General features: G+C 62.8%; 21 protein-coding genes. 9 read left to right on the top strand and 12 right to left on the bottom strand.

Annotated elements, in window-relative coordinates:
• Positions 1-405: 405 nt before the first annotated feature.
• Positions 406-735: a hypothetical protein gene (locus OXH56_03840; protein ID MCY3554435.1), complete on the top strand. Its 330-nt coding sequence runs from the start codon at positions 406-408 to the stop codon at positions 733-735.
• Positions 736-848: 113 nt separating this feature from the next.
• A complete protein-coding gene (locus tag OXH56_03835; protein MCY3554434.1) occupies positions 849-1,178 on the top strand; it encodes a hypothetical protein in 330 nt (109 codons plus the stop codon).
• A 132-nt stretch (positions 1,179-1,310) separates the two neighbouring features.
• Here the strand turns inward: OXH56_03835 and ppk1 are convergent, their stop codons facing one another.
• Positions 1,311-3,554: a polyphosphate kinase 1 gene (gene ppk1 / locus OXH56_03830; GenBank protein MCY3554433.1), complete on the bottom strand. Its 2,244-nt coding sequence runs from the start codon at positions 3,552-3,554 to the stop codon at positions 1,311-1,313.
• 338 nt (positions 3,555-3,892) lie between these two features.
• Here ppk1 and OXH56_03825 point away from each other — a divergent pair, with 338 nt between their 5' ends.
• The 6 genes from OXH56_03825 to phoU all read left to right on the top strand — a co-directional run bounded on the left by OXH56_03825 (position 3,893) and on the right by phoU (position 12,908).
• Complete coding sequence (locus OXH56_03825; protein ID MCY3554432.1) at positions 3,893-6,841, top strand: TonB-dependent receptor; 2,949 nt, start codon at positions 3,893-3,895, stop codon at positions 6,839-6,841.
• 98 nt (positions 6,842-6,939) lie between these two features.
• Positions 6,940-8,667: a T9SS type A sorting domain-containing protein gene (locus tag OXH56_03820; GenBank protein ID MCY3554431.1), complete on the top strand. Its 1,728-nt coding sequence runs from the start codon at positions 6,940-6,942 to the stop codon at positions 8,665-8,667.
• Between the two features lie 30 nt (positions 8,668-8,697).
• The gene (locus tag OXH56_03815; GenBank protein MCY3554430.1) at positions 8,698-9,828 is read left to right on the top strand and encodes an ABC transporter permease subunit; all 1,131 of its coding nucleotides are present in this window, start codon (positions 8,698-8,700) and stop codon (positions 9,826-9,828) included.
• 34 nt (positions 9,829-9,862) lie between these two features.
• Complete coding sequence (gene pstA, locus OXH56_03810) at positions 9,863-11,290, top strand: phosphate ABC transporter permease PstA (GenBank protein MCY3554429.1); 1,428 nt, start codon at positions 9,863-9,865, stop codon at positions 11,288-11,290.
• A 110-nt stretch (positions 11,291-11,400) separates the two neighbouring features.
• Positions 11,401-12,198, top strand: coding sequence for a phosphate ABC transporter ATP-binding protein PstB (gene pstB, locus OXH56_03805; protein MCY3554428.1), 798 nt, complete (start codon positions 11,401-11,403; stop codon positions 12,196-12,198).
• A 5-nt stretch (positions 12,199-12,203) separates the two neighbouring features.
• Positions 12,204-12,908 carry a phosphate signaling complex protein PhoU gene (phoU, locus tag OXH56_03800; protein MCY3554427.1) on the top strand — a complete coding sequence of 235 codons (705 nt, stop codon included), beginning with the start codon at positions 12,204-12,206 and terminating at the stop codon, positions 12,906-12,908.
• On the opposite strand, the gene OXH56_03795 is transcribed toward phoU, so the two are convergent.
• Positions 12,841-13,845 (bottom strand): tRNA-dihydrouridine synthase, encoded by a 1,005-nt coding sequence (locus OXH56_03795; protein ID MCY3554426.1) that lies wholly within the window; start codon positions 13,843-13,845, stop codon positions 12,841-12,843. The genes phoU and OXH56_03795 overlap by 68 nt on opposite strands.
• A 392-nt stretch (positions 13,846-14,237) precedes the next feature.
• On the opposite strand from OXH56_03795, the gene OXH56_03790 reads away from it, so the two are divergent.
• A complete protein-coding gene (locus OXH56_03790) occupies positions 14,238-15,434 on the top strand; it encodes an LbtU family siderophore porin (protein ID MCY3554425.1) in 1,197 nt (398 codons plus the stop codon).
• A 37-nt stretch (positions 15,435-15,471) separates the two neighbouring features.
• Here OXH56_03790 and OXH56_03785 read toward each other — a convergent pair whose 3' ends face one another.
• The 10 genes from OXH56_03785 to OXH56_03740 form a co-directional block, all read right to left on the bottom strand.
• The gene (locus tag OXH56_03785; GenBank protein ID MCY3554424.1) at positions 15,472-15,726 is read right to left on the bottom strand and encodes a hypothetical protein; all 255 of its coding nucleotides are present in this window, start codon (positions 15,724-15,726) and stop codon (positions 15,472-15,474) included.
• Between the two features lie 276 nt (positions 15,727-16,002).
• On the bottom strand, positions 16,003-16,527 hold the full coding sequence (locus OXH56_03780; protein MCY3554423.1) for a 3-hydroxyanthranilate 3,4-dioxygenase: 525 nt from the start codon (positions 16,525-16,527) through the stop codon (positions 16,003-16,005).
• Between the two features lie 16 nt (positions 16,528-16,543).
• On the bottom strand, positions 16,544-16,957 hold the full coding sequence (locus OXH56_03775; protein ID MCY3554422.1) for a Rid family hydrolase: 414 nt from the start codon (positions 16,955-16,957) through the stop codon (positions 16,544-16,546).
• Between the two features lie 21 nt (positions 16,958-16,978).
• Complete coding sequence (locus OXH56_03770; protein MCY3554421.1) at positions 16,979-18,421, bottom strand: aldehyde dehydrogenase; 1,443 nt, start codon at positions 18,419-18,421, stop codon at positions 16,979-16,981.
• Positions 18,422-18,609: 188 nt separating this feature from the next.
• Entirely contained in the window at positions 18,610-19,983 is a 1,374-nt protein-coding gene (locus OXH56_03765) for an NAD(P)/FAD-dependent oxidoreductase (GenBank protein ID MCY3554420.1), read from the bottom strand.
• 156 nt (positions 19,984-20,139) lie between these two features.
• A complete protein-coding gene (gene kynU / locus OXH56_03760; GenBank protein ID MCY3554419.1) occupies positions 20,140-21,432 on the bottom strand; it encodes a kynureninase in 1,293 nt (430 codons plus the stop codon).
• A gap of 3 nt (positions 21,433-21,435) precedes the next feature.
• Positions 21,436-22,488: an amidohydrolase family protein gene (locus OXH56_03755; protein ID MCY3554418.1), complete on the bottom strand. Its 1,053-nt coding sequence runs from the start codon at positions 22,486-22,488 to the stop codon at positions 21,436-21,438.
• 138 nt (positions 22,489-22,626) lie between these two features.
• A complete protein-coding gene (locus OXH56_03750) occupies positions 22,627-23,577 on the bottom strand; it encodes a phytanoyl-CoA dioxygenase family protein (protein MCY3554417.1) in 951 nt (316 codons plus the stop codon).
• Positions 23,578-23,610: 33 nt separating this feature from the next.
• Positions 23,611-25,020: a sulfatase-like hydrolase/transferase gene (locus OXH56_03745; protein ID MCY3554416.1), complete on the bottom strand. Its 1,410-nt coding sequence runs from the start codon at positions 25,018-25,020 to the stop codon at positions 23,611-23,613.
• 25 nt (positions 25,021-25,045) lie between these two features.
• The gene (locus tag OXH56_03740; GenBank protein ID MCY3554415.1) at positions 25,046-26,431 is read right to left on the bottom strand and encodes an amino acid permease; all 1,386 of its coding nucleotides are present in this window, start codon (positions 26,429-26,431) and stop codon (positions 25,046-25,048) included.
• Between the last annotated feature and the right edge of the window lie 26 nt (positions 26,432-26,457).

Raw genomic sequence — 26,457 nt, 5'->3', positions numbered from 1 at the left:
TCCGCGAAGCACCCGGCGGGATGTGCCGGACAGGACCATTCGTTCCATGGTCCGCTCGATCGACGGGCCGTCGTGTTTATCCGCTGTAATTCCTGTGTTTTTTGGATCAAAACAAACATTTACCCTTGACAGTGCTTTCCTTCTGATATTTATTGGGTACATAACCCAAAAAATAGAATAAATCCATCGGGAACACGACCCCGATACGCAGTTCTCCGGCCAGGCTTCTGAAGGCAGTCGCACGATGCGCGGACGCGCGCGTCCGACTGAACCGTTTCGAAGGAAGTTAGTTACAGGTGCGGCTTACTGTGCGTACGCGACGCAAGTTCGTCTCGCCGTAGTTCCCGCCACGGTAACGCGCTGGTGCGGGCCGGTGGCAAAACCATTCTCCTCCAGGAGGTAGATATGGCAACCAGAGTAATTGTGGGTTTGATCGCCCTTCTGGCGATCATCCAGGGGTTGGCTGGTGGCATGATGAATGATGGCGGGGCCATAATGATCCTGATTGTGCTCCTGGGTATCGTCTACGGCTTCATGGGAGTAGACGCTGAGGACGCGACGGACTACCTGGTCGTGACTATCGCGGTAGGCGCGGCTGCGGGCGCAGATGTGTTGAGTGGCATACCGGTCATCGGAATGTCCCTGGACGGCATTCTGGATCCGGCCAGCTCAGCGCTGTACGCCAGCGTGTTTTCCATCCTGATCATGCGTACGTTAAACCGGCTCAAGGGATAGACGGCCGCGACCCGCGGCCTTCCGTGCCGGGGACCCGCGGCGTTCCGTGCCGCGAAGGTTCACCCGGCCTTCCCTGAACCGAGTCGTTTTCAAGTGCTTAGGAGGTAAGATATATGGCATCCCGGATAGTCGTTGGACTCGCGGTGCTGCTGGCGTTGCATGAGGGGCTGGTCAGCGGTATGCTGCTTGACGGTACCGTTGTCGGGCTGTTGCTGGTCATCCTCGGCCTGTTGCACGCGCACCTTTCGGTCGACGCGGAAGACGCCACGGGCTACCTGGCGGTTACGATTGCCGTCGGTGCGGCAGCGGGCATGGACGTGCTTAGCAACATACCGGCCATCGGCGCGACCCTTGACGCGATCATTGATCCGGTCAGCACCGTCCTGTACGCCGGCGTCGTTACCATTCTTCTGAAAAGGACGAAGGCCCGTATCGGGTGGTAACAGAGAGATAGTCGACGTAAAAACACACAGGCGGACCGGGGAATTCACGACCTCCCTGGTCCGCCTGTTTTTTTTGTGTACCGGTTGTCCCCGGTACCGGTTGCTCCTGGTACCGGTTTCCTCCCGATCTCCTCAGTTCCGGGCGGTCAGCGCAGTCCGTGAAGCCGCGGACTGCTTCATCTTCCGGTCCGCGTTTATCCTAACGGTCTCGCAGGCCAGTTCGTACAGTTCCCGCTGCGACTGGAATCGCCTTCCCGCCTTCTTCACGTATCGGTAGGTCCCGTCCGACTGCAATTCGCGCGCCTTCACATTATCCTTCAACTGGATCTTCAAATACGCCCACAACTCCGCCTGGAGCGCCCTGTCGATGACCGGGAACGATATCTCGACCCGCCGGTTGAGGTTCCGGTCCATCCAGTCCGCGCTGGAAAACAGGTATTCCGGGTTCCCGTCGTTGTAGAAATAGAACAGCCGGACGTGCTCGAGAAACCGGTCTACGATGCTGATGACGCTGATGTTCTCGCTCAATCCCGGGACGCCCGGTCTCAGGCAGCATATGCCTCGGATGATCAGTTGTATCCGCACGCCGGCCTGGGAAGCCTGGTACAGGGCCACGATCATGTCCGGGTCGACGAGGGAGTTGATCTTCGCGATCACCAGGGCCGGATGCCCGGTGCGGGCCCGGTCGCTCTCCCGCTGAAGCCGCTTCACCATGTCCTCCCGCATCGACGTGGGCGAAAGGATGAGATGGTGAAAGCGCGAGGGCAGCGCATAGCCGGTCAGCAGGTTGAAGAGCTGCGTTACGTCCTCGCCAAACTCCTCCTTGTCGGTGAACAGGCCGAAATCGGCGTAGATGCGCGCCGTCTTGTCGTTGTAATTCCCCGTACCCAGGTGACAGTACCGGTGTATCCCCTCGCCCTCCCGGCGCACGACCAGGCAGGCCTTGCAGTGGACCTTGATACCCGGTATGCCGTAGATGACATGGGCCCCCGCCTCCTCCAGCTGCCTGGCCCACTGGATATTCGCGGCCTCGTCGAACCGGGCCTTTAACTCCAGCAGCACCGAGACTTCCTTGCCGTTCTGCGCCGCCCGCGTCAACGCCCGGGTGATGGGCGAATTGGCGCTGACCCGGTACAGCGTCATCTTGATGGCGAGAACCTGGGGATCCTCCGCCGCTTCCGAGACGAACCGGACCACCGCGTTGAACTGATGAAAGGGGTGGTGCAGCAGGATGTCGTCCTTCTTGATGGCTTCCCAGATGGAAGGCGCGCCTTCGAAGGACGTCGCCGGCTGGGGTGGGAAGGGTTCGTCCATGAGATCGGGCCGGTCGACGGCATCGTACAGTTCGATGAGATCGGAAAAAGCGGTGAAGCCTTCCGTGGGGTAGAGGTCCTCCGGCTCCAGTTCCAGTTCATCCACCAGGACGTCCAGGATGCGCGAAGACAGCTCGGGGTCGTACTGCAGCCGTACCGCGGCACCGTTGCGCCGGTTGCGTATACCCTCCTCGATGACCTTGAGCAGGTCCTCCGCGCCCTCCTCCACGTAATCCACGTCGGCGTCCCGCGTCACGCGGATCGACGCGCAGTTCAGCACCTCGTAACCGTTGTAGAACAGGTCGAGGTTCATCTGGATGACGTCCTCCAGCATGAAGAACGCCTGCCGGCCGTTCTCGGACGGGAGTTCGAGAAACCGCGGCATGACCGAGGTCGGCAGATGGATGACCGAGAGGTCCGTATGGGGGAAAACGGACTTCTGGATCTTGCGGATTTCGGCCACGAGACAGAGTGTGCCGTTGGCCAGATAGGGAAACGGATGGCCGGGGTCCACCGCCAGCGGGGTCACCACCGGCAGGATGGTCTTCCGGAAGTACTCGTCCAGATAGGCCTTCTGCGAAGGGCTGAGTTGCTCGGGCTCCAGGATGTCGATGCCCTGCTCGGTGAGTTGCGGGCGGATCTCGTTGATGAACAGGCCGTGCTGCTTGTTGACCAGTTCGTGCATCCGGGACGAGAGCGCGGTCATCACCTCGCGGGGACTCAGGCCGTCGGCGGTACGCGTGGACTGGACCTGCGCGTCGATCTGTCGCTTGACGCCGGCGACGCGGATCATGAAGAACTCGTCCAGGTTGGTGCTGAAAATGGCCAGAAACTTCACCCGTTCCAGCAGGGGAACCGTCGGGTCGAGCGCTTCTTCCAGCACCCGCGCGTTGAACTCCATCCAGCTCAGTTCCCGGTTGAAGAAGTGTTCCGGGCGCCAGTAGTTCGTCACCAGCGGCGCGACGGGAGGCCGGGGTTTGTGGGTAAAACGGCGTCCCGCTCTCCTCGAAGCGATGGTTCGAACCGTGGCGGTTCGGGTGTTGTTTCCATTCGGGGAAGACATGACTTCAGCCACCTGGAGGATATGCGGATTCACGCCGCGTGGCGGGCCCGACGCGTGCGATTCCGCACTGCGACTGCCGTTCCGGATGTCTGCGGACTCGTCCGCCGGATCAAGTATCCATAAAGCAGGCCGGACGGCGTTCTTGTCAAGCCGTCTTTGACCCGCCGGTCCCTTCCGGCAGGAAAAACGAACTTTAATCATATCGTCATGGCCTTGTACGCTGTTCGTAACAGAATCGTCAAATAGCCTTGTTATAATAATGCCGTGTTCGGTTCAAGCTTGCATCCCAGGCACCTGCAGAAGGACTGATTCGACGTAAACATGGGGAGATGCCGCACATGGCGAAGACATACCGGTTCGGGAACAGCCTCGACGCGAAATACGACGGAACCTGGCGGACCACATGGATGCAGGCAGCGGTATTCGCGGCCGCACTCGCGCTCCTGGCGTTCACCGCGATGGAGGCCCGCGGACAGGCGTCCATGGGCCGCATTTCGGGTACGGTCGTGGATGCGGAGACAGGCGATCCGCTCATCGGCGCCACGGTGGTGGTGGTGGGCCTGGAGCTTGGCGCGATGGCCGATCTCGAAGGCGCCTTCCTGATCCGGAATGTCCCCGCGGGACTGCACACCGTCCAGGTATCCATGATCGGGTACGCGCGGAAGCGGGTCACCGAGATCCAGGTCGACCCGGGCCAGGTGAGCAGAATAGACATAACCGTCGAACAGGAACTCATCGTGGCGGACGTGGTGGAGGTGACGGCCCGGTCCCTGGAAAACACGGAAGCGTCACTGTTGAAGCGCCGCCAGAACGCCCTTTCCATCAGCGACGCCATCAGCGCCGAGGATATCTCCCGGGGCGCCCAGGGCGACGTGGCCGCGGCCATGACCCGCGTCACCGGCGCTTCGGTGGTGGACGGCAAGTACGTCTATATTCGCGGACTGGGCGAACGGTACAGTACCGCCCAGCTGAACGGTACCTCCCTGCCGAACGCCGATCCCAACAGCAAGTCGGTCCAGATGGATATCTTCGCGGCGAACCTGCTGGACAACATCACCACGGAAAAGACCTTCACGCCGGACAAGCCGGGCAACTTCACCGGCGGCAGCGTCAACGTAAAGACCAAGTCCCTGCCCGAATCTTTCACCATGTCCTTCTCCACGGCCACGAAGTACAACACCCAGTCTTCCTTCAAGGACATGCTGAGCTACGATGGCGGCGAATACGATTTCCTGGGCTTCGACGACGGCACCCGGGATATTCCCCTGCCCCTGCGGAATCCCGACGTGGAGATTCCCAGCATCACCAGCGCACTCCGGGACCCGGAAGCCGCGCAACTCCTGGATCTGTATTCCAGGTCGTTTACCGACAAGTCGATGACGCCGACCACCATTGAAGGCGGACTCGGTCAGAGCTACGCGTTTTCGATCGGCAACCAGACCGAGATCGCGGAACGTCCGTTCGGGATGCTGGGCAGCGTGAGCTACAATCGGAACATCTCGGCGTATGACAACGGCGCGTCCGGGATCTGGAAGCGCGTGTCCCGGGAGTCCGAAGGGTTGAACAGGGAGCGGTTCGCGACGGACATGAGCGGGTCCGAAGAAGTGCTCTGGGGCGGCCTCGTGAACGCGACCTACCAACCGAGCATCACCCACGAGATCGGCGTCAATGTACTTTATAACCGCAGCGGCGAAAAACTGTCCCGATTCCAGACCGGCGCCTGGCCTTCTTCCCTGCCCGGTGAAAACGTGCGGTACGAGACCCGCGTGCTGTCCTTCATCGAGCGCGAGATGCGGTCCCTGCAGTTCCGCGGCAAGCACGTTATGCCGTCCGTATCCAACATGGAAATCGAATGGACCGGCGCCTTCATCAGGTCGAACCAGGACGAGCCGGACCTGCGGTACTTTACCAACGAATTCCAGACGGTCGATGCGGCCGGCGAAGGTGCGCCGGATATCGACAGCTACACGATCGCCCTGTCCAACTACGCGGCGCCGACCCGATACTTCCGCAACCTGGAAGAATCCAACCGGGACTTCAAGCTGGATATGACGCTGCCCTTTACGCCATGGGACGGACTGACGGCTCGCCTGAAGTTCGGCGGGGCCTACCTGCACAAGGACCACACCTTCAGGGAGCGGCGTTTTTCCTTCAGGCAGGACGCCCTGCAGTACCGAAATGACCCGGTGGTCTTCTTCTCCACGGCACGCACCGGGATCCTTCCCGACGAACTTCAGGATACGCCCGGGTTTACCCGGTTCGGGAATTTCGTTTCCGAGGACACGGACCTGAAGAACAACTACGACGGCGACCAGGAAATCCGGGCCGGTTACCTGATGCTGGACCTGCCGCTCACCAGGCGGTTCAAGATCACGGGCGGCGCCCGGTACGAGTCCACCCTGCTGGACGTGGCCAGCCATGAAACCTCCCTTGCACCCGGCAGGCTGGACGAGAAGGATTGGTTGCCCTCGATCAACACGGTGTACCAGGTCGTGGACAACATGAATGTCCGGGGCGCCTACAGCCGGACCCTGGCGCGGCCCTCCTTTCGCGAACTGGCCCCATTCGCCTCTTTCCTCTTTGTCGGCGATTACATCTTCGTGGGGAACAGCGAATTGAAGCGTACGCTGATCGACAATTACGATTTCCGATGGGAGTGGTTCAACCGTCCCGGCGAGATCTATGCCCTCAGCTATTTCTACAAGAAGTTCGAGAACCCGATCGAGCGCGCAATCGTGACGACGAACGGCGAAATCCAGTTTCAGAATGTCGACAGGGCGCGCGTCTCCGGGCTGGAACTGGAATTCCGGAAGCAGCTCGACCAGCTTCATCCGTCCCTGGGTAACTTCCAGGTCGGCGGCAACCTGTCCCTGATCAGGTCCCAGGTGGATATCGCGCCGTCAGAACTCGCCATCATCCGGGCGCTCGATCCCGGTGCGGCGCAGACCCGCAAGCTGCAGGGCCAGTCTCCCTACGTAGTCAACATCGACGCCATGTACGACAACACGGACATCGGTACCCTGGTGAGCGTCCACTACAACATCTTCGGCGAAAGGCTTTCCGAAGTGAGCACGGGCGGGACGCCCAACGCCTTCGAGCAGCCCGCCGGCATGCTGGACATCACGGGATCGCAGAGGCTGTGGGACCGGGTAACGCTGAAGTTCTCCGCCAAGAACCTGCTGGATCCGGACATCAAGAAGGTGCATCCGTTCAACAACGAGGAGTTCATCCGAAGCCTGTACAAGCGGGGCCGGACGTTCTCCCTGGGTTTCTCGTACGGGATATAACAGACCCGCCGACGGGCCGGCCCGCCGACCCGCTGGCCCGAAAGGACGACTATGACTTCATCTTCACAACTCGACCGCAACCCCTTTTAGGAGAAGGCATGCATCGGTGGATACCCATCGCCCTGGTTTCCGCATCATTGGTTTTCCCGGTCCTCGCAGAAGCACAGCCCCCCACCTATCCCGTAGTCACTATCACCGACGCAGACATCGTCGGCAATACAGCCTTCACTTCAGATAACACCTACCTGCTGTCCGGCCTGGTTTTCGTCGAAGACGGCGAGACGCTGACCATCGAGGCCGGCACGGTGATCAAGGCCCGTCCCACGACCACCGAGGGCGAGGATACGGCCCTGATCGTAGCCCGGGGCGGCAGGATCCTCGCCGACGGGACCGCCCGGAATCCGATTATCTTCACGGCCGAAGCGGACGACGTCGATGATCCGGATGACATCCTGCTGTCGTCCCCCACCGCTTCCCGCGGGCTGTGGGGCGGCGTCATCATTCTGGGCCGGGCGTCCATCAACACCGCCACCGGTGAAAACAACATCGAAGGCATCGACGCGACGACCGAACCGCGGGGTATCTACGGTGGTGGATCGCATCCCGACGACGACGACAACTCGGGCGTGCTGCGGTACGTGTCGATCCGGCACGGCGGCGCGGTCATCGGCGCGGACAACGAGATCAACGGGCTGACCATGGCCGGTGTGGGCCGCGGCACGACCATCGAGTACGTGGAAGTGTTCTACAACCAGGACGACGGCTTCGAATGGTTCGGCGGCACGGTGAATACGCGCTACCTGATATCCGCATTCGGAGGCGATGACGCCTTCGACTACGACGAGGGCTTCCGGGGCGAGCACCAGTTCTGGTTCTCGATCCAGGACCCGTCCCTGGGCGACCATGCCGGCGAGCACGACGGCGGCACGGACCCGGAGGACGGCCGGCCATACGCCCGTCCCACGATCATGAACGCTACCTACATTGGCCGCGGCGCGGCGTCGACGGGCGGCAAGGACAACAACGCCCTCATCTTCCGCGACAACGCGGGCGGGATGTATTTCAACAGCATCTTCACCGAGTTCCAGGGCCACGCGCTGTCGATCGAGGACCTGGATCCGACCCGCGGCGCGCAGGACAGCAAGGCGCGCCTGGACGCGGGCGACCTGGCCTTCCGGTATAATATCCTGGGCAGGTTCGGTGCCGGGAGTTCGCCCGCGGAACTGGGAGGTGATAACCACACCAGGGAACTGCTCGCCAACGAGGGCAACGCCAATAGGATCACGGACCCGCAGCTGCAGGGCATCAGCTGGAACCGGAACCTGGGCCTGGATCCGCGTCCCGGCAGCACCAGTCCCGCCTGGGATGGGAGCAGGCTCATGGAAGCACCCCGGAGCAGCGGGTTCTTTGCGGACGTCGATTACGCGGGCGCTTTCGGAACCGAAAACTGGGCGGATCATTGGTCGGCGCTTGCAGCTTTGGGCTATTTCAGCACCGCACCGGCACCCATGCCGCCGGAACCGGCTGATCCCGGCGCAGATGCACCCGATGGCTTCAGCCTGGCGCAGAACAGTCCGAACCCCTTCAGCCTGGCCACGAACATCGATTACACCGTATCGTCGACGAGCCATGTATTGATCGAAGTGTACAATCTCCTTGGCCAGCGGGTGGCGACGGTGGTGAACGATATCAGGCTTCCGGGACATTACACCGAGCACTGGGACGCGCGGCAACTCTCGAGCGGCGTGTATTTCTATCGCTTCGAGGCGACCGCGGACGGGCGGACCGCCCACGTATTCAACCGGAAGATGACCCTGTTGAAGTAATCAGGTTAAATCCTTTTCCAGGACCTCCGGATGACCGATCGCCCCCGAGGACGCCGGATGGACCGGCGCCGCCTGCTGGATCTGCTGGTCGGACGATTCGCCGCGCTTGGCGGCGCAGTGTTGATCCTGACCATCCTGTCGGTTTTCGCCGTGGTCATGTGGGTGATTTACCCCCTGTTCACGTCGCCCGCGGAATACCGGTGGGGCGTTTCCGGCACCAATGGAATCGACGCCGGGTACCCCATCCTGCCGCTGATCTCCGGGACCTTGAAAGGCGCGGTGTACAGCCTGCTTTTCGCGGTGCCCGTCTCGGTGCTCGCCGCGCTCTACGCGTCGCAGTTCCTGCCTCGGGCTTTGAAGGAAAGACTGAAACCGCTGGTGGAAATCATGGCCGCGGTGCCGAGTGTCGTACTCGGCTTCATCGGCGGCGTCTGGCTTGCGCCGTTCCTTGCCTCCCACGTCTTCGCTCTCTTCCTGGCCCCGGTATTCATTGCCGGCGCGGTGGTGGCTGCTTTTCTCATCAGGCACCATGCCCCGGTCCGGTTCCGGGCGTTCGATCCTCCGGGCCGGGAGATCTGGCTGCTTCTGGTTGCCGTCCTCGCCGGCGGATGGCTGGCCCTGGAATGCGGGGCGCTGCTGAAGGCCGCCTGGCTGCGGGCCGGCTACGAGACCTGGTTCGAAGCCTCGCTGGGTCTGGCCTTCGCGGAGCGGAACGCAATCGTCGTGGGCATGGTCATGGGCCTGGCCGTGACCCCAATCATATTTACCCTGTCCGAGGAAGCGCTTTCCACGGTGCCCCGCTCATTCCTGGAAGGATCCATGTCACTGGGGGCCACGCGCTGGCAGACCGCGGTGCGCATCGTCCTCCCCGCCGCGGGATCCGGCATACTGGCCGCCGTCCTGCTGGGATTCAGCAGGGCGATCGGGGAGACCATGATCGTGCTGTTTATCTCGGGCAATGTCCCGGTAATGGACTGGTCCGCCTTCACCGGGTTCCGGGCCCTGTCCGCCAGCGTGGCTCTCGACCTGCCGAACGCCGCGCGGGACGACACGCTCTACCGGGTCCTGTTTTTCGCCGCCTTTCTCCTGCTCGTTTCGACTTTTGCGATCAACACCGCGGCCGAACTGGTTCGAAGGCGGCTGAGACGGCGTTATGCTTGAGCGCCGGATGATCCGCCGGCCGCAGGGAGACGCGATGGTTTCGAAGTGGTCAAAGGATGACGCCCTGATCTGGATGTCCGGCGGGGCCCTGATCCTCGGCTTCCTGATGGTGGCGGGACTGATCCTGGTTATCGTCGTGCACGGACTGGGCGGGTTCTGGCCCCAGGAACTGACGCGGTACGTACTGCGCGACGGCAGGGTTGTCCTGGGCCAGGAGACATCCCGCGTCAGTGTCCGGATCACCGGCTTAGCAGGGGAACGTACCGCGGCGTATCGGTTGCAGGTCCGAACCGGTGACCGGGCACGGTATCCGGACGAATTCACCTGGCTGAATGAAGGGCGGGTCGCGAGGCGCGACGTCCCGCGCGAGGCCGTGGTCGTGGAGCAGGTCCGGGGCGGGGACCTCTTCGGTTTCCTGGATTCCTTCGTGGACGACGGTATGGTCGTCGCCCGGGGTTACGAAGCCGTTCGGGCCCATTACCAGGAGCAGTCCCCGGAACTGGAACGCCTGCGCAGGCAGCGGGCGCTGTCCATCGTCCTGTCATTGGCGGATGACCGGCAACACACCGTTTCCCTCGCGAACGTTCAGCGGATCTACGCACCCAATGCGATGACCACGTGGACGAAAGTGCGCCACTACATGGGTAGCGCCTGGTCCTACCTGTGGTCGCCTCCTCGGGACGAGAACCGGCTGGGAGGAGTCTATCCGGCGATTTTCGGCACCACGGCGATGGTCATTCTCATGTCGGTTGTCGTCATGCCCTTCGGCGTGCTGGCGGCCTTCTATCTGAGAGAATACGGAAAACCGGGTCCGTTCCTGAACGCAGTGCGGATCGCCGTGAACAGCCTGGCCGGGGTTCCCTCCATCGTATTCGGGGTTTTCGGACTCGGGTTCTTCGTGTATTTTCTGGGAGGAACCCTGGACCGTCTGTTGTTCCCGGCGGATCTCCCGGAACCGACCTTCGCCCGCGGCGGCATCCTCTGGTGCGCGCTGACCCTGGCCCTGCTCACCCTGCCCGTGGTCATCGTGGCCGTGGAGGAGGGTCTGGCCGGCGTGCCCCCGGGACTCCGCGAAGCGTCTCACGCCCTGGGCGCGACGCGGTTCGAGACGCTCTGGCGTGTCGTCGTGCCGGTGGTGCTGCCGTCCATACTCACGGGCCTGATCCTGTCCGTGGCGCGGGCGGCCGGGACCGTGGCCCCGCTGATGATCACGGGGGTCGTCGCTTTTACCGCCGAGTTGCCCGTGGACGGCGCCTGGCCTTTCGTGCACCTGGAACGCGAGTTCATGCACCTGGGGTTTCATATCTTCGATACGGGTTTCAGGGCGGACAGTGGGGAGGCGTCTCTACCCATGGCGTACACGTCCACGCTGTTGCTGCTGGCCATCGTGGTCGCGTTGAACGCCGCGGCGATCGGTCTCCGAAGCCGGCTTAGGAAACGCTATTCGCTGGCCGCGGCATAGGAGTTCCTGGAGCGCTCAATAGCGGTACGCAAAAGCAGCACGCACGAGCAGCGCAAAAGCAGCACGCACGAGCAGCGCACGTTGGAAGCGCGCACAGGAGGTCTCAGCGAATGACGACGGAAAACGCACCGGTCACGCCCAAGATCCTGCGTGATGAAACGATCCTGGACGTCGAGCGCGTGTCCTTCTGGTACGGGGACCGGGCCGCGTTGAAGGACGTGACCATGGCGATCGACCGCCAGGTCATCACGGCCTTCATCGGCCCGTCTGGCTGCGGAAAGACGACCTTGCTCAGGTTGATCAACCGCATGAACGACCTCGTTCCCCGGATCCGCATGACGGGCACGATCCGGATGAACGGAGTGGACATCTACGGACCGGACACCGACGTCACACGGCTGCGCCGTCGCGTGGGCATGGTCTTCCAGCAGCCGAATCCCTTTCCCAAGTCGATCTACGAGAACGTGGCCTATGGCCCCCGGATCCATGGCGTGAAGTCCGGCGATTTTCTCGACGAGATCGTGGAACGGTGCCTGCGTCGGGCCTTCCTGTGGGAAGAAGTCCAGGAACAGCTCGAAGAGAGCGCCCTCGGGCTCTCCCTCGGACAGCAGCAGCGGCTCTGCATCGCACGGGCGATCGCCGTCGAACCCGAAGTCCTGCTCATGGACGAGCCGTGCTCGTCGCTGGACCCCGTCGCCACGTCCAGGATCGAGGAATTAATGCTTGATCTGAAGGACGATTACACCATTGTTATCGTGACGCACAACATGCAGCAGGCGGCGCGGGTCTCCGAAACCACCGGGTTCATGCTCAAGGGCGAACTGGTGGAAATGGGCGTGACCGACGCGATGTTCACCACGCCCCGCGACCAACGTACGGAGGACTACATCACGGGCCGTGCGGGATAGAAGTCATGGAAACCCATCTCCAACAACAGCTGGAAGGCCTGAGGTCCGCCCTGCTGAGCATGGCGGCGCTGGTCGAGGAACAGATCGCCAGGGCGGTCACCGCGTTCATGGAGCGCGACGTCGATCTGTGCGACCAGGTCATCGCCGGCGATGGACCCATCGACGCCATGGAACTGGAGATCGACGAGCAGTGCATCCGATTGCTCGCGCTTCAGCACCCCATCGCGCGGGACCTGCGCTTTGTCGCGGCCAGCATGAAGATCACGATCGACCTGGAACGGCTGGGCGACATAGCGGTCAACATTTCCAAGAAAACGAAGCAGCTCGCCGGGTTGCCTCTCCTGAAGCCGCTCGTGGACCTGCCGCGGATGGCGGACCTTTCCCAGTCCATGGTCAAGGACAGCCTCAACGCCTTCGTGCGCGGAGACGAGCAACTGGCCATGGACGTCTGCGACCGGGACGAGCAGGTCAATCAATTGCAGGACCAGATCTTCGAGGAACTGCTGGCCTGCATGAAGGAGGATTCAGGGTCGGTGCCCCAGGCGATGCAACTGATCTTCATTTCCCGCCACATCGAACGCCTGGCCGACCACGCCACGAACATCGCCGAAGGCGTGGTGTATTTCTCCCAGGGCCGCGTGATCAAGCATCATGCGGTTGAAGATCCGACTCCGTCACCCATTCGTCCAGGATCCGGTGGGCCTGCGTGACGGTGTCCACCTGCACGAGGCTGGTCCGCAGGTGGGATGCGTTGGGGAAGCCTTTGAAGTAGGAGGCGAAGAACTTGCGCATCTCCATCACGCCCACCTTCTCCCCTTTGTACTCCACCATCATGCCCAGGTGGTCCCGGGCAAGCCGGACGCGCTCGGTAAACGTCGGTATCCGCGCGCCGGAGAAGATGTAGGGGTTGTCCCGCGCGGCCCGGGCGATCATCACGCCGGCGCACCCCGTCTCCTCCACCATGCGCACCGCGTCCTTGTAGGTGAACACGTCGCCGTTTCCGAAGATCGGCACGGGGGAGACTTCCACGGCGCGGGCGATCCATGACCAGTCCGCGTTCCCGTTGAATTTCTGCGCCACGGTGCGGGCGTGGACCGCCACAGCGTGTGCGCCGGAGTCCGCGGCGCGTTTCACCACCTCCAGAATGCTGATGTTGTCGTGGTCCCAGCCCAGCCGCGTCTTGATGATGACGGGGATCGAAACGGCCTCGGCCACGCTGCGCACCGCGTTCATCATCCGGTCGATGTCCTTGAGGAAGGCGGCCCCGGAATCGGAACGCAGGATCTTGGGTACGGAACATCCGAAGTTGATGTCCATGATCTGCGCGCCTTTTTCTTCCAGTACCAGCGCGCCTTCCACCATGCGGCCGATGTCGTTCCCGTAGATCTGCGCCGCGAGCAGCGACATGCCGGTGTCGCGGTAGATGTCGGCGTCGCAGAAGTTCATCATCTGAAGCGTCTTCGGGTTCTTGTGGAGAATGGCATTGCAGTTGATGAACTCCACGCCGACCATCTGGGCGCCCATCTTCGCGCAGATCAACCGGAACGGCCAGTTGCTGATGCCCGCCATGGGCGCCAGCGTGAGGATGGGCATGCCGGGTCTGAGCGACTTTATGCGGTGCGGACCTATGGCGATTTCGTGGGTCATGTGTGCCGGGTGGTTCTGCGTCTTTTACTCCTGCATTTTATCCAATTCCGCACGTGACGCCGGTTGACAACCCGGCGTCGCGCGGGATCCCCTCAGTCGCGTTCAAAGTAAGCCGCGGCGCCGGCGGATCGCAAGGTCTTTGTCCGCACGATTGCCGGCTGTTGCCGAACATCGGTGGGTGCCTCGTCGATCTGCCTTCCTGCAGGTGTGTATTCAATGCTGCGCGGCGTCAATCACGCGGTGCCCGCATAGTGAAGATCGTATCTGGATTTATCAAATTCTAATTATTGACATCTATCACCTATAATTTATTATTTAGTCTCGGCTAAAAATGTTGTACGTTTTCTGGTATTCACAAAGGAGCGGAAGTACGAACCAAGGGGATTCATTCATTGAAAAACACGTTACAGATCCTGGCCGCCCTTGCCACGGTGTTTCCAGCCTTGCTGTGCTTGGGCATCACTTCCGCACAGGTAAACGAAGGGAATACCGGCAAGGCGTCACTTCCCGGGTTTATTGAAATCGGAGGGGTTGCGGAGTTTACCCTGCAGCGGAGCCGGTTTTCCGATGGAGAAAGTTCCACGTCCACCGCGGCCAAGCAGCTGGAAGTGGGCGTTGGCATCGAGCCCCACGCGTGGATTGGCTCGGAGTTCGGATGGATACGCGAGCACGAAGAAGATCACGGTGAAGAGGAGGACGGGCGCAACCTGGGGTTCATCACGGGCTCGGTCGTCGTCGGACCGCCCGATGGCAGTTGGTGGCTCAAAGGTGGTGTGCAGTTCCTTCCCTTCACCCTGTTCGAAACAGCCGGATTCCAGGCGGTGCAAGACGCCGGTATCGGTCCCCTGGAGAACGGTGCGATTGTCGATCCGCTATCCTACGAGTTCGGGTCCAAAAGGGAAAAGTCCCTGTTGCTGGGCGTTTCCCTTGGCGAATTCCAGGGCAGCGTCTACGGGTACCACGGAGACGATGCGCGTTCGAATAAACCCCGGTCCGGTTTCGGGGCCGTGGTGGGCTATGGAAAACACGTGAACGAGGACGACGAAATCGCCTTCAACCTGTCGTTTATCGATGACCTGGGCACGCTGGCCGGCTTTCAGGAAGAGGTGTTCGGACACGATGAGGAGGCGCACGGCGCTCACCACGGCGCTCACCACGGCGCCGACCACGAAGGGCCACCCACAGGCAGCGATGAACGGATGCCCGGATGGGCCGCGGCGACGGCCATTCGCTACAGCGGTGTGACCATCACCGCCGAGTACATGATCTCCCAGGATCGATACGCTCCCGGTGTACTGGCGTTCGATGGCCGGGGCGCCCGCCCTGCGGCCTGGTCCCTGGAGGTCGGATATGGGTTCGAACTGGCGGGAAGGGGCGGAGCACTCGCGCTGGGGTACCAGGGTACCTCGGAGGCGGCGGGACTCGGCATACCGTCGATTCGCTACCTGTCCGCGGTCTCCGTCGACATATGGAAGGACACGCTCTCCGGCACGCTTGAGTGGCTCCACGACAGAGAATATGGAACACCCAGGGGCGGTAGCGGCGAGAACACGAGCAATTTCACCCTGCAGCTGGGCGTCGCATTCTGAGCAGCGGTAAAGCCGATTCAGATTCCGGTCGCCGCGATCAGTGCATGGCGATGCCATCACCGAAGGGCGTCGTCGGTATGTGCCGCTCGTTGAGGGCCATTCCCAGGCGGGACAGACCTTCGGGATCTCCCCAGGCCAGGACGTTTTTGCCGGCACGCGTTTCGTCCAGCACGCGGCTGATGCACCGGTTGAAGAAGGGCTTCGCCGGAAACATCACGCTGACCCGGTCCGAGTCTCCCCGGCACCACTTGAACACCCTGTTGCCTTCGAATCCGCGGTAAATCAGGACCATATTCTACCCCTTTCCGAAAGCATCACCGGACTACTAAACAAAAGATAAGCACAAATCGGCAATTTGTCAACTTTTTGTCGATTTTTTGCTTAAAATCCGGACTATGAACGCGTTTTTTCACAGAAATCCAAAATTCGTGGCGCATTCCGCATGAACACGGACGTTGGAATCCCAGTAAACGCGATCTTGATGCGGTACATTCCCTTAGTCGGAAAAGGCCTGCATTATCCCGCAGAAAACCAGGGGATACGACTTCGAAGGTTTCGTGTCTCCCGATCACCCGCCTTCCGGTTTCGGCATGACCGCGCCGCAGATCCTGCAGGTACGGTGTTTTTCGCTGCTGAAGAACCGGTTCATGACGGGCGGCAGCTGGCTGACGATGTCTTCCAGTTCGAAACGTTCCTCGTAAAGTTTCTCCCCGCAACTTTCACAGTACCACATGAATCCGTCGATCTCGCCGCGTCTCCGCTTGGTTTCCATGACCAGGCCCACGGTGTCCGCCGGTCTCTGGGGCGAATGTGGAACCCCGGCCGGGAGGAGGAAGATCTCGCCTTCCCGGATCGGGACGTCCACCGGCTTTCCGTCGTCTATGATCTTCAGGACGATATCGCCCTCCACCTGGTAGAAGAACTCTTCGCCTTCATTGTAATGGTAGTCTTTGCGGGCGTTCGGTCCGCCAACGACCATGACGATGAAGTCTTCGGCCTCCGAATAGACGCACTGGTTGCCGACCGGAGGCTTGAGCAGGTGCCTGTGTTCGTCTATCCAGGCCTTGAAATTGAATGGAGCCGTTACGGCCATGATCGGACCTCCTTGTTCAGATCGTAGCGATGCACTTCAATTCGATGGCGATTTGGGTGGGGAGCCGGGAAACCCCAACCGTGGTGCGGCAGGGCTGATGCTCCCGAAAATACTCGCGGTAGATCCGGTTGAATGCCGCGAAGTCCTTCTCCATGTCGGTGAGGTACACGGTGATGTCCACGAGGTTCTCCCAGGTGCTGCCTGCGTCTTCCAGGATGCAGCGGACATTGTGGAATACGGCGTGGCACTGCTGCTCGATATCGTAGGACGCGATCTCACCGTCCGGTCCCAGGGTCACGCCCGGAATGTCCTGCCGGTCCCTGGCACGGGGTCCGATGCCCGACAGGAACAGCAGGTTTCCCACCCTTCGGGCATGGGGATAGGGTCCCACCGGTTCGGGGGCCCGGTCGGAATCGTAATGCTGTTGCATGGCCGTGTCTCCGCGTTCCGCCTACATCTTGATGCACACGTTCTTGGGCTCGGTGAAGAACCGCAGGGCCTCGAATCCTCCCTCGCGGCCCACGCCCGACTGCTTCATGCCGCCGAAGGGCGTGCGGAGGTCCCGCAGCATCCAGCAGTTGATCCAGATGATGCCCGCGTGCAGACGCTCGGCCACGCGGTGGGCGCGGCCGAGGTTGTCGGTCCAGACCATGGCGGCAAGGCCGTAGGGCGTGCCGTTGGCCTGGGCCACCGCTTCGTCGTCGGAATCGAAGGGCAGGAGCGTCACCACGGGACCGAAAATTTCTTCCTGGTTAGTCCGGCAGTCCGCCGCCAGTCCATCGATCACCGTGGGCGCGACGAACCACCCGTCCCGGCAGCGGCCGTTTACCCGCACCCGCTTCCCTCCGCAGAGGACCCGCCCGCCTTCTTCCCGGGCCAGTTCCACGTAGGACAGGACCTTTTCCATGTGCGCTTCGGACACGACGGCGCCGAGCCGGTTGCCGGCATCCCTCGGATCCCCGACGGTCAGGCGGCGGGTCCGTTCCACGAAATCGTCCCGAAAGGTCTCGTACAGCGACCGTTCGACGAGGATGCGCGGACCGCACAGGCAGATTTCTCCCTGGTTGGAGAAGGAGGACAGCAGGGCGGTCTGCAGGGTGTCCTCGTAGGGGCAGTCCGCGAAGACGATATTCGGGTTCTTGCCGCCCATTTCGAGGGAGACCCGCTTGAAGTTCGGCGCGGCCGCGGCCGCGATGCGCCTGCCCGTGGCCGTCCCGCCCGTGAAGGAAACGACCGGAATGCCGGGATGGTCCGCCACGGCGGCGCCCGCCCTGTGGCCGTAGCCGTGCACGATGTTCAGCACCCCGGCGGGCAGTCCCGCTTCGATGCATATCCTGGACAGCAGGAACGCGGTCGTGGGCGTCAGTTCCGACGGTTTGCCGATCACGCAGTTGCCGGCGGCCAGCGCCGGTGCGATCTTCCACGTCAGCAGGTAGAGGGGCAGGTTCCAGGGGGAAATGCACCCGGCGAGGCCGATGGGCGCCCGGAGGGTGTAATTGAGCGCGGAGTTGCCCATGGCGTGGGCGTCGCTGGCGAAGTGCTCGATGGCCGTCGCGTAGAACCGGAAGTTGCTCGCGGCGCGGGGGATGTCCACCGTATCCGCCAGGGCTACCGGCTTGCCGGTATCGTCCGATTCCGCCCGGGCCAGTTCCTCGCGGTTCTCCTCGATCAGGCCGGCGATGCGGAGGAGATGGCCGGATCGTTCCTGGACGGACAGGGACGACCAGGCCGGGAAAGCCTTTTCCGCGGCACCGACCGCCTCCTCCACGTCCCGCGTGCCGGAGTCGGGCGTCCTGCCGATTACGGCGCCCGTGGCGGGCTCGATATTGTCCAGGTAAGCGCCGCCGGTCGGTTCGCGCAATTCGCCGCCGATGTAGTTGAGTACATGCATAATGCTGCGAAACCGCCGGAAATGTGGTTTTGGATACGTCAGGCCAGGTGGGCCGCGCCAGGTTACAGGTAATGTAGAACGGTCCGGGAGACCTGTCAAGCCGGTGGCCCTGTCAAGCCGGCGGACGGCCGTGCATCACGATCACCCCGCCATGTTCCGTCATCCGGGGGTCATCCGGGGGCATCCGGGGGTCATCCGGGGGTCATCCGGGCATCGAGGCGCTCCCCTACGAGCCGCTCCGCCGTGTTCCAGTCGACCTGGTCCGCCGTGGTGATGGAGGCGCAGAGTTCCCGGAGGATGCCCTCCTGGATCTCGCCGCAGTGCAGTGCCTCGCTGTAGGGGAACCGGTGGAACGACACCATGGAATACCGCGGGATGAACCGCTCGGGATACTTCTGTTCCAGCAGGAAACCCACCTTCTGCCGCAACTGAAAACCGGGGTCGCTGACCAGGTCGCGCATTTCGACGTAATTGGCCAGCGCCATGTCGGCGATGGCATCCGTGTCTTTCTTCCTGCGGCGACCGAAGGACTCGAATACGCTTCCCCAGTCCGGCCAGTGCGTCTCGATACATTCGTCGAGGACGGTGCAGTCCTCGAAAGCGCAGTTCATTCCCTGGCCGAAGAACGGCACGATCGCGTGGGCGGCGTCTCCCAGAAGCAGCACCCGGTCGCGGTAGTGCCAGGGAAAACACTTGAGGGTGACCAGGGACCCGGTGGGATTGTCGCGGTACAGGTTGGCCAGATCGGGCATCAGCGCCGTCGCATCGGGAAACTGCATCTCGAAGAAGTCCAGTATCTGGCGTGGTTCCAGGAGGCTGGCGAAACTGTACTTGCCTTCGTGGGGGAAGAAGAGGGTGCAGGTGTAACTTCCGTCGAGGTTGGGTAGCGCAATGAGCATGTACATGCCCCGCGGCCAGATATGGAGGGCATTGCGCTCCATCCTGTATGCGCCGTCCGGTCCGGCGGGAATGGTCAGTTCCTTGTATCCGTGGGTCAGGTACTGCTGGGAGAGGTCGAACCGGTCCACGTTCATCATGGCGGTCCGGATGGCCGATGCCGAGCCGTCTACGCCGATGACCCGGTCGGGACGGAGGGAGTGGACGTGATTGGTCGCGTCGTCGCGGACGTACAGCACGCCGGTACGGAATTCCAGCCCGGTGCACCGGGCGTTGAAATGCAGCCGCACGCCGTCCTGCCTCTCCGCGGCGTTCAGCAGGAACCGATTCAGTTCACCCCGGGATACGGAGTAGATGACCTCGTCCTCCCGCTGGCCGTAGGGCTGCAGGACCCGGTCGCCTTCCACGGGATGGATCAGCCGCCCCGCCATGGGGATCGCCATGGCCAGGACTTCGTCACGCAGGCCTACCTGCCCCAGCGCGTGAAGGCCCCGCACAGACATGGCCAGGTTGATCGACCGGCCCGCCTGGCCCACCGGATCGCGTCGGATGTCGGGCCGCTTCTCGTACACCTCGACCCGGAATCCGCGGCGGGCGAGGAAGATCGCCAGCAGGGATCCGGCCAGGCCCGCGCCGATCAGGGTTACGGTTTCCCGATTGGTCCCCATGAGAACCCTCGATTGTTTCAAAACTGGAACGTAAACCGTCTTGCCTGGTGCGCTCAGCCCTCGCGGCTCACCCGGTCCTCCTGGTCCGCTTGGTCCTCCCGGTCCGCCGGTCCGCTCGACTCGCCCGGTCCGCTCGACTCACCCGGTCCGCTCGACTCACCCGGTCCGTTCCATGCCCTCTGCCATGACCTCCACGAAACGGCGGACGTCCGAGAAACCGTTGTACAGCGGTACGGGGGCGACGCGGATCACATCAGGCTCGCGCCAGTCGCACCAGATGCCGTGTTCCGACAGATGCCGATGCACGCGGCCGCCTCGCGGCCCCGTCCGGAGCGAAAGCTGGCATCCACGCGCTTCCGGATCCGCCGGGGTGATGATGGCCAGTTCATCGGGGAAGCGTTCCCGCAGCAGGTGTTCCAGGTACCCGGTCAGCCTCATGCTCTTTTCGCGCAGCCGGTCCATGCCCGCCTCGTCGAAGAGCTCCAGCGAGGCGCGCAGGGCCGCCAGCGGGAGAATGGGCGGATTGCTCAGCTGCCAGCCTTCCGCGCCCGGGATCGCCTCGAAAGCCGAGGGCATCCGGAACCGGGTGGACTTTTCGTGTCCCCACCATCCTGCGAACCGGGGCAGGTCATCTCTCCTTCCGTGCCGTTCGTGAACGAAGCACCCGCCTACGCAGCCGGGCCCTCCGTTCAGGTACTTGTAGGAACACCAGACGGCGAAATCCACGTCCCAGTCGTGCAGCCGCAGCTCCAGGTTTCCCATGGCGTGGGCGAGGTCGAATCCCACGACGCACCCTTGCCGATGGCCCACCGCCGTGATCCGGCCCAGGTCGAAGGCCTGGCCGGTCAGGTAGTTCACCCCGCCCAGGAGAACCAGGGCGATGGACTCGCCCTCCCGTTCGAGCAGGTCCTCGATGTCCCGGGTGCGGATCGTGTCCTCCCCTTCCCGCGGATGCAGTTCGATCACGCTCTCGTCGGGATCGTAACCGTGCCAGGCCGCCTGGGAAGCGACGGCGTACTGGTCGGAGGGAAAGGCGGCGCCCTCGACGAGGATGCGGTACCTCTTCGGGGTCGGACGGTAGAAGGAGACCATCATCAGGTGGAGATTCACCGTGAGCGTATTCATGGCGACGACTTCCCCGGGCAGGGCGCCGGCCAATCGGGCCAGCGGGTCCGCCAGCGCTTCGTGGTAGGGCATCCAGGGGTTCTCCCCCTTGAAATGCCCTTCGACGCCCAGGCTCTGCCAGTCGTCGAGTTCCCGTTCCACGTAATCGCGTGCGGCGATGGGCTGGAGTCCGAGCGAATGGCCCACCAGGTAGACCGCCTCCGTCCCGTTTCCGGCCCTCGGGAAATGAAAGCGCGGCCGGAAGCCCGCAAGTCCGTCCCTGGCGTCCATCTCGACAGCGTCCATCTCGACGGCGTCCGTTCGCTGGTCGGATCGCGTGTCCATGGTCTAGTCGTTCCCACCGAAGAATCGGTCTGCTTCCAGGTTCAGCCAGTTGAGCGCGGAGCGGTACAGCAGCCTGGACTTGACGTCATCGTCCAGGTGGCTCATGGACTCGATCATCCTGCCCGGCACCGCTTCACCCAGCGGGAAGGGATAATCCGATCCCATAGCGATGTGGTCCGGTCCGATGAGCTGGATCAGGTAGTCGAGGATGCGGCTGTCGTGGACGAGGGAATCCAGGTAGAACCGGCCCAGGTAGTCGCTCGGCAGCACGTCGTTGTCCACCGCGCACAGGTCGGGCCGGATCTTGAAGCCGTAGTCGATCCGTCCGATGGTCGCGGGAAAGGACCCGCCGCCGTGGGCAAAGGCCACGCGCAGGTCGGGGAGGCGCTCGAGCACCCCGCCGAAGATCATGGAACAGATCGCCCGGGAGGTCTCGGCGGGCATGCCCACCAGCCAGGGCAGCCAGTACTTCTCCATGGACTCCTGTCCCATGATGTCCCAGGGATGAATGAACACCGCCGCGCCGAGTTCAGCCGCCGCTTCGAACACCGGAAAAAGGTGGGGTTCGCTCAGGTTGTTTCCGTTGATGTGGGTCCCGATCTCAATGCCGGACAGTCCCAGCTCCCGGACGCACCGCTCCATTTCCCGGATGGCCAGTTCGGGCGCCTGCATGGGCACGGTCCCCAGGCCGATGAAACGCCGGGGCCAGGTACGGACTACATCGGCGATATGGTCGTTGAGCATGCGGGACAGGTCCAGCGCGTCCGCCGGCTGCGCCCAGTAGCTGAACATCACCGGGACGGTGGAGAGGACCTGGACTTGCACGCCGGCGTGGTCGCATTCCCCGATCCGGGTCGGCGGGTCCCACGAGTTGGCCTGGATCTCGCGGAACTGTCTGCCGTCGATCATCATGCGCGCGCATCCCGGCTGGTAGTGGTCCAGTTCGACGAATCCGCCGTATCCGTAGCGCTTGTGCAGGTCCGGCCAGTTCTCCGGCAGGATATGGGTGTGGATGTCGATCTTGGGTATGGGATTGGGGCCGGTGTATACGCACATGGTTACAGGAGAGGTTCTGGGGTGGCGACGGGACCTCCGGATCGCCTTCCCGAAGCGATCAGGGCGACGCGTTCCGCATCCTGAAAGGGACGGACGATACAGGATCAGGATAACGGGGAACACGCGGTATTGTCAAGGTCATGATGCCCGGTGCAAAGCCTGGCGATAGGGGACCAGGTCGATACCCGGGAAGGCCCGCGCGAGAAGACCCAGGGTTTGTTCCGTGTAGTAGGGATGGCCGGGCTCGGGCCAGCCGAACAACGACCGGACGCGTGGGTTCGTATCCGTTATGAAGGGAATCATGTATTCCCGCTCGCCGTAGATGAATGGATTCGCAAACCGGGTCCACCGATCGGCGTCGCGGCGGCACATGGAAAGGGTCCAGAAGGCCCGCTGCTTTTGCTTGTTTTGAAAGGGCTGCGCCGAATGGAGCAAGTAGGAGGAATAAAAGGCGGCGGTTCCCTTCGTGCCCACGGCCGGGACCGGATCTTGCAGGCCGGCCTTGCGGATGTCCCGGACGTGGCTGACGCTCGCCATGTTGCCTGTTTCCCATCCCTCGGCGAAGACCTCGGCCGCCCGCGTGTGCGAACCGGGTACGAGCAGCATGGGTGCGCCGTCGTCGTCGACGTCATGGAGATAGACCCCGGAGTTGATGTACGAGAATCGCGAGGCGTCCACGGATGGGGGAAGGACACAGTTCGTGTTGTGGTCGACGTGGTATCCGCTCCAGGATTCATCGGGATACCGCTCGTCTACCGGTCCGGTGCGCATGAACAGGTGGGCGTTGCAGTAACTCGCCCGATCCCCCAGTAATAGCTCGTAAAGATCGAGGTAGCGGTCGTTCTCGATGAGCCGGTCGAGGGCCGGATCGCCGACGGGAAACTGGGACCGACCCACCACTTCGTCCTGCTTCGTGGTGAACCCGTCGCCCACGGATCTCTGTTTGCCGCGTTCGAAGTCTTCCAGCCAGGAAGCGTAGGGTTTCCCATAGAAGTTCCGCTCCATGGCTTCCAGCGCGGCGTCCATTTCCTCGTCGTCGAAAACGCCGGGCACCAGGACATATCCGTCGCGTTGAAATTGTTCCAGCATGTCGCCTCCCTGGATCGGGCAGGATCGTCTGCGTCAGGCGTTGCGAATGAGGTCGTCCCACGACGGCGCGATGCCGTCCCGCCGTCGCCGGGATATGTTCAGGGCCGGGCCGTCGGGACGGACGCCGTGCTGGACGATCACGTCGAAATAGGGTTCCCGCGTGGCTTCCAGCAGGCTTAGCAGGCGGGTCCTCAGGTCCGCCAGCACAGGCGGGTGCGCGTCCGCCAGGTTTCGCGTTTCGTAGGGGTCCTTCCACAGGTCGAAGAGCACTTCGTGGCCGGTCTCGTAGAAGGCGTACTTCCACCGGTCCGTAACCAGCCCGCGCCAGTCCGCGTAGTCGAAGTGCACCCTCGGCGCGCCCACCATTTCGAGCAACACTTCCCCGGGTCCGTCGAAGTCCGCGCCTCTCAGAGCCGGAGAGAAGTCGGCGCCCTGCATGTGATCCGGCACGGGCACCCCCACCAGGCCCAGGGTCGTGGGCGCCATGTCCACCAGGCTGAACAGGTCCGGCCGCGCACCCTGTGGCTCGAGGATCCCCGGAGCGTGAAAGACCGCGGGTACCCGGACGGACTCCTCGTGGGGATGCCCCTTGTCCTCCATCTGACCGTGGCTTCCCATGAAGTCGCCGTGATCCGAAAAGTACACCGTGACCGTGTTGTCCCGGAAACCATCCAAGCCGCCCACCGCGTCAAGCAGGCGGCCGATGTTCCCGTCCAGGTTCTCGATCATGGCGTAGTAGGCCGCGAGCCGCTCGAGGAGGCCGGCCTGGCGGCCGAAATTCGGGCGGGTCTTCAGGGATGCGGGATCGAACCGCATGAAGGCATCCGGCGCTTCCAGGGGCCAGTGGGGCGGCTCCACACTGAGGACGAGAAAGAGCGGCCGATCGCCGTCGTAGTCCCGCAGGTACGCGATGGCCATGTCGGTCAACGCGTCGGTCTGGTAACCCGGCATGCGCGTGGGATTCAGGTCGCCGTTCCGATAGTAGAATCCCTTGAACGGCGCGTTATTCATCTCAAATCCGTACCAGTCCTGAAAACCGCCCCGGTGAAACTCCGGCGTGCGCGGTGCGGCTTCGAGGTCGTAGTAGCCCGGGTCGCGTCGCACCTCCGGGGGGATCTGGTCCCGCACCGTCCCACAGTGCCACTTTCCAAAATAGGCGGTATGGTAGCCGGCTTTACGGAGCAGCGTAGCCGTGCTCGGTGCCGCTGGCTTGTACACGTCGTGGAACCCCTGCACCGGTCCGGCGTGGGCATGGCGGCCCGAGAAAATAGTGCCCCGCGAAGGTGTGCATACGGGACAGTTGGCCCTGGCGCGCACGAAACTTACGCCCTCCGCGGCCATGCGGTCCATGTTGGGGGTCCGCAGGTTGGGGTCCCCCGCGTGGCCCATGGCCTGGCCTGCGTGTTCGTCGGACAGGATGTAGATGACGTGCGGTCGGGACATGTGCCGGATTTACTCCGTGACGGCCTTAGCCGGCCGTCGGTTTCGCCCGCTGCTGCCGCTTCCAGTAGAAATAGAAGGGCAGGCCCACGGCCAGGATCAGAACGCCCAGCAACGGACGCGTGTAGTCGCCGATCAGGGCGTTGGCCAGCACGCCCGCGGCGATCAGGAGGAACAGGACTGGGGTTACGGGATAGCCCCACACCCGGTACGGCCGGTGCAGTTCCGGTTCCTTCCTCCGCAGGATCATGAGGCCGATCACCGCCAGCGTCAGGAAAATATAGGTGTAGAACATGGCGAAACTGACGATCTCGACGAAGGTGCCGGTCAGCGCGAAGACCGAAGCCCACAGTCCCTGCATCACGATGGAAACCACCGGCGTCCGGAATCGGGGGTGCACGTACTGGCACACGCGGAAGAAGATCTCGTGGTTCGCCATGGCGTGATAGACCCTGGGCGCCACCATCAGCTGGGCGTTGACCGTGCCGAAAGTGGTCAGCATGATGGCCGCCGAAATGGCCATCGCGCCCGAGGGTCCCACCAGGGCCTGCAGGGTATCGGCGGCCGGCCGTCGGGACGCCTGGAGTTCTTCGAAGGAAAGAACCGTCAGGTAGACGACGTTGGCCAGGATATAGACCGTGGCCACAATCGCCAGCGCGGCGAAAATCGCCCGTGGAATGCTCCGCGCCGGGTCCTTGATCTCGGTCGCGATGAACGTCACGAAAAACCAGCCGTTGTAGGCGAACAGCGCTCCCAGGATCGCCAGGCTCAGGCCGCCGAGCAGCGCGGTTCCCGTCTTTTCCTGCACCAGCGGGGTCCAGGAGACTTCCGTTCCCGATGCCAGGGAGAACCCGAGGAGGATGACGGCCAGGACGGCTCCGACCTTGATGAAGGCAAACACGTTCTGAACCGATCCGCCGATCTTGACACCCAGGCAGTTGACCACGGTCAGGAAGAGGATGCATCCCACGGCCAGCCACCGTTCGGTCCAGAGGTCTTCAATGCCGAAGAGTCCGCCGGCGTACCGGGCGAATACGGTGGCCACCGCGCCCATGGCCCCGGTGATGATGATGAAGAGAAAGGCCCACCCGAAAAGAAAGGCGACAAGGTCCGTGTTGTAGGCGCGCCTCAAAAAGGCATAGGTGCCCCCGCTACGCGGTATGGCCGCGCCGAGTTCCGCGTAGCACAGGGCGCCCGCCAGGGCCAGCACGCCGCCGATGATCCATACGAACAGGCTGAGCGCGGGCGAACCGACCTGCGAGGCCACCGTGCTCGGCACCATGAAGATGCCCGATCCGATGATCGCACCGATGATTACCGCCGTACCGGTTTTTGCCGTCAGTACCCGGAGCAGCCGGGGTTGGCCCGCCGGCAATATCTCTTCTACGAGTTCGTCGTCATGGGTATGTGACATGAGCGCTCCTGTTGAATTGCGGCCTG

The organism is Gemmatimonadota bacterium (assembly GCA_026702745.1).
Lineage (GTDB): Bacteria > JAAXHH01 > JAAXHH01 > JAAXHH01 > JAAXHH01 > JAAXHH01.
The sequence above is the reverse complement of the archived record's forward strand: the minus strand, read 5'-3'. Positions and strand labels throughout refer to the sequence as shown.

Excerpts from the sequence above, each read along its gene's own strand:
- OXH56_03840 (MCY3554435.1), top strand. The coding sequence starts at position 406 with ATGGCAACCAGAGTAATTGTGGGTTTGATCGCCCTTCTGGCGATCATC.
- OXH56_03835 (MCY3554434.1), top strand. The coding sequence starts at position 849 with ATGGCATCCCGGATAGTCGTTGGACTCGCGGTGCTGCTGGCGTTGCAT.
- ppk1 (MCY3554433.1), bottom strand. The coding sequence starts at position 3,554 with ATGTCTTCCCCGAATGGAAACAACACCCGAACCGCCACGGTTCGAACC.
- OXH56_03825 (MCY3554432.1), top strand. The coding sequence starts at position 3,893 with ATGGCGAAGACATACCGGTTCGGGAACAGCCTCGACGCGAAATACGAC.
- OXH56_03820 (MCY3554431.1), top strand. The coding sequence starts at position 6,940 with ATGCATCGGTGGATACCCATCGCCCTGGTTTCCGCATCATTGGTTTTC.
- OXH56_03815 (MCY3554430.1), top strand. The coding sequence starts at position 8,698 with ATGACCGATCGCCCCCGAGGACGCCGGATGGACCGGCGCCGCCTGCTG.
- pstA (MCY3554429.1), top strand. The coding sequence starts at position 9,863 with ATGGTTTCGAAGTGGTCAAAGGATGACGCCCTGATCTGGATGTCCGGC.
- pstB (MCY3554428.1), top strand. The coding sequence starts at position 11,401 with ATGACGACGGAAAACGCACCGGTCACGCCCAAGATCCTGCGTGATGAA.
- phoU (MCY3554427.1), top strand. The coding sequence starts at position 12,204 with ATGGAAACCCATCTCCAACAACAGCTGGAAGGCCTGAGGTCCGCCCTG.
- OXH56_03795 (MCY3554426.1), bottom strand. The coding sequence starts at position 13,845 with ATGACCCACGAAATCGCCATAGGTCCGCACCGCATAAAGTCGCTCAGA.
- OXH56_03785 (MCY3554424.1), bottom strand. The coding sequence starts at position 15,726 with ATGGTCCTGATTTACCGCGGATTCGAAGGCAACAGGGTGTTCAAGTGG.
- OXH56_03780 (MCY3554423.1), bottom strand. The coding sequence starts at position 16,527 with ATGGCCGTAACGGCTCCATTCAATTTCAAGGCCTGGATAGACGAACAC.
- OXH56_03775 (MCY3554422.1), bottom strand. The coding sequence starts at position 16,957 with ATGCAACAGCATTACGATTCCGACCGGGCCCCCGAACCGGTGGGACCC.
- OXH56_03765 (MCY3554420.1), bottom strand. The coding sequence starts at position 19,983 with ATGGGGACCAATCGGGAAACCGTAACCCTGATCGGCGCGGGCCTGGCC.
- kynU (MCY3554419.1), bottom strand. The coding sequence starts at position 21,432 with ATGGACACGCGATCCGACCAGCGAACGGACGCCGTCGAGATGGACGCT.
- OXH56_03755 (MCY3554418.1), bottom strand. The coding sequence starts at position 22,488 with ATGTGCGTATACACCGGCCCCAATCCCATACCCAAGATCGACATCCAC.
- OXH56_03750 (MCY3554417.1), bottom strand. The coding sequence starts at position 23,577 with ATGCTGGAACAATTTCAACGCGACGGATATGTCCTGGTGCCCGGCGTT.
- OXH56_03745 (MCY3554416.1), bottom strand. The coding sequence starts at position 25,020 with ATGTCCCGACCGCACGTCATCTACATCCTGTCCGACGAACACGCAGGC.
- OXH56_03740 (MCY3554415.1), bottom strand. The coding sequence starts at position 26,431 with ATGTCACATACCCATGACGACGAACTCGTAGAAGAGATATTGCCGGCG.